Annotated in this window: 4 protein-coding genes; 3 read left to right on the top strand and 1 reads right to left on the bottom strand. The window is 72.0% G+C overall.

The features are described from left to right. The first annotated feature begins 173 nt into the window (after positions 1-173). The 3 genes from dgcN (at position 174) to P409_RS27250 (ending at position 3,548) form a co-directional block, all read left to right on the top strand. Complete coding sequence (dgcN, locus tag P409_RS27260; protein ID WP_034845793.1) at positions 174-1,187, top strand: N-acetyltransferase DgcN; 1,014 nt, start codon at positions 174-176, stop codon at positions 1,185-1,187. Then, a complete protein-coding gene (dgcA, locus tag P409_RS27255) occupies positions 1,184-2,170 on the top strand; it encodes an N-acetyl-D-Glu racemase DgcA (protein ID WP_034845791.1) in 987 nt (328 codons plus the stop codon). The genes dgcN and dgcA overlap by 4 nt, the downstream gene beginning before the upstream one ends. A 166-nt stretch (positions 2,171-2,336) precedes the next feature. Beyond that, positions 2,337-3,548 (top strand): adenylate/guanylate cyclase domain-containing protein, encoded by a 1,212-nt coding sequence (locus P409_RS27250; RefSeq protein WP_034845797.1) that lies wholly within the window; start codon positions 2,337-2,339, stop codon positions 3,546-3,548. A 10-nt stretch (positions 3,549-3,558) separates the two neighbouring features. Here the strand turns inward: P409_RS27250 and P409_RS27245 are convergent. After that, the coding region (locus tag P409_RS27245) for an alpha/beta fold hydrolase (RefSeq protein ID WP_343285529.1) at positions 3,559-4,619 on the bottom strand (1,061 nt) is incomplete at its 5' end.

The following is a 4,619-nucleotide window of genomic DNA, read 5'->3' as shown; positions in this document are numbered from 1 at the left end:
CCCGACAAGCGTCAGCAGCAGGACCAGAACTGACCCCGTCCGGCCTCTCGATCCCGCGCCGATCGGGAGGCCGGGCACCCTCACCGCCGGTTATGACGTCCCCAAGCCCCGATCCTGGCCTGCCCCCGGATTCCCGCTACACTCGCCGCGACCGTTGGTGAGGAGCCCGCATCGTGGATATCCGGCGTCCCTATCTGCTGTTCCTGGGGGATGCCCCCGATCAGCTTGCCGCCAAGACCGCCTATGGCGTGGCCCAGTGGCGCCGCGAGGTCTGCGTCGGCCAGCTGCGGCTGGACGGCTGCCGCGCCACCTGCGGCCTGCCCGACCTGACCTTGGAGGAAGCCGCGGCCAAGGGCGCGCGGACGCTGATCATCGGCGTCGCCAATCGCGGCGGCCGCATCTCCGCCGCCTGGCAGGACACCATGCTGCGGGCGCTGGAGCTCGGCATGGACATCGCCTCGGGCCTGCACAACCGCATCGCCGACCTGCCGCAGGTGGCGCAGCGCGCCCAGGCGCTGGGCCGCAGCCTGTTCGATGTGCGCCATCCGGACCGCGACTTCGACGTCGCCACCGGCATGCCGCGCCGTGGCCGCCGCCTCCTGACCGTCGGCACCGACTGCTCGGTCGGCAAGATGTTCACCTCGCTGGCGCTGGAGCGCGAGATGAAGGCGCGCGGCTTCAAGGCCGATTTCCGCGCCACCGGCCAGACCGGCATCCTGATCGCCGGCGGCGGCGTCTCGGTCGACGCCGTGGTGGCCGACTTCATCTCCGGCGCCACCGAATGGCTGGCGCCGGAGGCCGAGACCGACCATTGGGACCTGATCGAGGGCCAGGGGTCGCTGTTCCATGCCTCCTATGCCGGCGTGTCGCTCGGCCTGCTGCACGGCGCCCAGGCCGAGGCGCTGGTGATGTGCCACGAGCCCGGGCGGCCGCATATGCGCGGCCTGCCGAACTTTCCGGTGCCGGACCTGGCCGACTGCATCGCGCTGAACGAGCGCTGCGCCCGGCTGACCAACCCGAACGCCAAGGTCGTGGGGCTGGCCTTCAACACCTCGGCGCTGGACCCGCAGGCGGCGGAGCGGGCGCTGAAGGAGGCCGAGGACCGCTTCGGCCTGCCCGCGGTCGACCCGGTGCGCACCGGCGTCGCCGCCATCGTCGACCGGCTGCCGGCCCCGGTCGCCGCATGACCGGCCGCGTCCTCTCGGTCCGGCAGGCGGTGTGGCCGATCCGCGGCGTCTTCACCATCTCGCGCGGCAGCCGCACCGAGGCGCGGACGCTGATCGCCGAGATCGCTGCCGGCGGCGCGGTCGGCCGTGGCGAATGCACGCCCTACGCCCATTACGGCGAGAGCCTGGAGAGCGTGACGACGCAGATCGGGAGCGTGGCTCGGGCCATCGCCGACGGCGCCGACCGGCCGGGGCTGGAGGCGCTGCTGCCGCCCGGCGCGGCCCGTAACGCGGTCGACTGCGCCCTGTGGGACCTGGAGGCGAAGCTGGCCGGGGTGCCGGCCTGGGCCATCGCCGGGATTCCGGAGCCCGGCCCGGTCACCACCGTCTACACGCTGAGCCTGGACACGGTGGAGCGGATGGGCGAGGCGGCGCGGCAGTCGGCGCATCGGCCGCTGCTGAAGCTGAAGCTGACCGGCGACGGCGACCTGGAGCGGGTGCAGGCGGTGCGGGAGAACGCGCCGGGCAGCCGGCTGGTGGTCGACGCCAACGAGGCCTGGTCGATCGCCCATCTGGAACGCTTCGGCCCGGCCTTCGCGGCGCTGGGCGTGGAAGTCATCGAGCAGCCGCTGAAGGCGTCGGAGGACGACGCGCTTCTGGGCTTCGAGAGCCCGATCCCGCTCTGCGCCGACGAAAGCTGCCACGACACCGCCAGCTTGGACCGCTGCGCCGGCAAATACGCCATGGTCAACATCAAGCTGGACAAGGCCGGCGGGCTGACCGAGGCGCTGCGGCTGCGTGCCGCAGCCCGCGAGCGCGGCTTCAGCGTGATGGTCGGCTGCATGGTCGCCTCCTCCCTCGCCATGGCGCCGGCGACGCTGGTGGCCCAGGGGGCGGAGGTGGTGGACCTGGACGGGCCGCTGCTGCTGGCCCAGGACCACGATCCTGCCCTGTGCTATGACGGCGCCACGGTGTATCCGCCGGAGCCGGCGCTGTGGGGCTGAGGCGGGGCCGAGGACGCCGCTGCGCCGCGGCTCGGCACGCCGTGCAAGGCAGCTTTTCCTTTCATCGGTAAGAGGCTGACTCGAAATCTGGACGCGACACCCTAGATGATGGAGGCTGTGCTGCGAGGGGCGGACCATGGGCGTCGTGATCGAGAAAGACAATCCGATGACGAGCTGTACCGGCTCACCCACGTTGGACTGGCTGCTCTACGAGGCGCCGGGCATTCGGGACATCGGCCAGCTGCTTGAGGAGTTCTGCAACCGCCTGGTCGCGGAGGACGTCCCGGTCGCGCGCGGCCTCGCCATCATTCCCGCCCTGCATCCGCTCTATTTCGGCACCGCCTATATCTGGCGCGGCACCGGCGCGATCGAGCGCCGCCGTGGCCTGTGGGAGAACCGCAACGCGCCCGAATACCTGGACAGCCCGATCCGCGTGGTGATCGAGGAAGGGGCGGATGCCGTGCGCCGCCGCCTGACCGGCCCGAAGGCGCAGCTCGATTTCCCGGTGCTGGAGGAGTTCCGCGACGAGGGGCTGACAGACTACGCCCTGTTCGGCCTGGCCTTCACCAGCGGCCGCCGCTCCGCCATCTCCTTCGCCACGCGCGCGGAGGGCGGGTTCAGCGAGGCGGCGCTGGAAAAGATCGACCGGCTAATGCCGATCCTGACCCGACTGGTCGAGATCCACACCCTGCGCGCCACCGCGGTCGACCTCCTGGACACCTATGTCGGCCACGACGCCGGCGCCCGCATCCTGAACGGCCAGATCCGCCGCGGCATGTCGGAATCGCTGCACGCCGCGATCTGGTATTGCGACCTGCGCGACTTCACCGCGATGAGCGAAAAGGTGGGGCGCGAGGAGATCGTCGCCTCACTGGACAGCTATTTCGAGACCATGGCCGCCGCGGTGCAGGAATCCGGCGGCGAGATCCTGAAGTTCATCGGCGACGCCATGCTGGCGATCTTCCCGGTGGATGAGGAGCAGGGCGTGCAGGACGCCGCGACCAAGGCCCTGACCGCCGCCGCCGTGGCCGAGCACGGCATGGCCGCGCTGAACGCGAAGCGGGTCGAGGAGGGCCGGCCGGCGCTGGATTACGGCCTGTCGCTGCATATCGGCGAGGTGATGTACGGCAATATCGGCGCCGCCGACCGGCTGGACTTCACCGTGATCGGCCCCGCGGTCAACCTGGCCAGCCGGGTCGAGGCGCTGTGCCGCATCACCGGCCGCCGCCCGCTGATGACCGAGCCCTTCCGCCGCGCCGCCGGCGTGGAAGCCGAGCCCATGGGCCGGTTCAGCCTGCGCGGCGTGTCGGAGGAGCAGGAGGTGTTCAGCCCGGTGCGGCTGCCGCTTCCCGCCACGGCCGAGGCCGCCGCGGAGTAGCGGATCCGGGCTACGGCCCGCCCGACGCCTGCAGATCCGAACCCGCGACCGTCCCGTCGGCCATGGCGCGGCGGGCCTGGCCGCGCAGCTCGGCGCCCGACGGCAGGCTTGGGCCCGGGTGCAGCACCCAGTCGGCGACGTCGCGCTGTGGTGTGCGCCGGCCGAGATCGCGCAGCAGCCAGTGCCAGCCACGGCTGTAGGAGGCGACGACCAGATCCGGCCGCTGCGGCAGGCGGCGCAGCAGCCGGTTCACCGAGGCCGGCGCCAGCACCTGCTCATGCTCGCCCAGCAGCACCAAGGTCGGCTCCGAGATCTCCGCCGCCGCGTCCGAGGCACGGCCCATCAGGTCGACCAGCCCGTCGATCGTGTCGACCCGGGTCGCGCGGATGTACAGCGGGTCGCGGCCCAGCGCGATCAGCATCGGGATGTTGTCGCTGGCCTGGACGCCGAGATCGCGGCCGGTGAAGGTCATCGCCGGGATCAGCCGCCGGGTCAGCCACAGTGCCACCCGGGGGATCGTGGCCATGCTCTGCCTGCCCCAGGTGGCGGGGGCGGACAGGATCAGCCCGGCCATCGGCGGGTGGTCCGGCCCGGTCGCCGTCAGGATGGCGACGGCCCCGCCCATGCTTTCGCCCAGCAGATAGAGCGGCACGCCGGGATAGCGCGCCTCCAGCAGCCGCAGCGTCGCGGCGGCGTCGGCGGCCAGGGTCTGTGTCCCCGGCCAGATGCCGCGCCGGGCGGTGGCCCCGAAGCCGCGCTGGTCATAGGCGTAGGTGGCGATGCCGAGCTGGCCCCAGAACCGGGCCGGATCGTCGAAGGCGCGGCCATATTCGTTGAAGCCGTGCAGCGCCAGAATTACTGCGCGGGGCTTCTCCATCGGCCCCCAGCTGCGCAGCGGCAGGCGGTAGCCATCCGCCGCGATCACCGCATCGGCCTCCAGCCTCGGCGTTCCGTCCGAGGCGCCCATCGGCTGGGTGATGGCCCCGCAGGCGGCGACCAGGAGGAGGGCGAGAAGGGAGAGGAGGCGGAGGGCGACCTTTCTTGTTCCCCCTCCCCTTGCGGGAGGGGGTA

The sequence above is a fragment of the Inquilinus limosus MP06 genome, from assembly GCF_000767795.1.
GTDB lineage: Bacteria > Pseudomonadota > Alphaproteobacteria > DSM-16000 > Inquilinaceae > Inquilinus > Inquilinus limosus_E.
This window is presented reverse-complemented; position numbering and strand designations above follow the sequence as displayed.

Coding starts and splice junctions, on each gene's coding strand:
- dgcA (WP_034845791.1), top strand. CDS start 1,184: ATGACCGGCCGCGTCCTCTCGGTCCGGCAGGCGGTGTGGCCGATCCGC.
- P409_RS27250 (WP_034845797.1), top strand. CDS start 2,337: ATGACGAGCTGTACCGGCTCACCCACGTTGGACTGGCTGCTCTACGAG.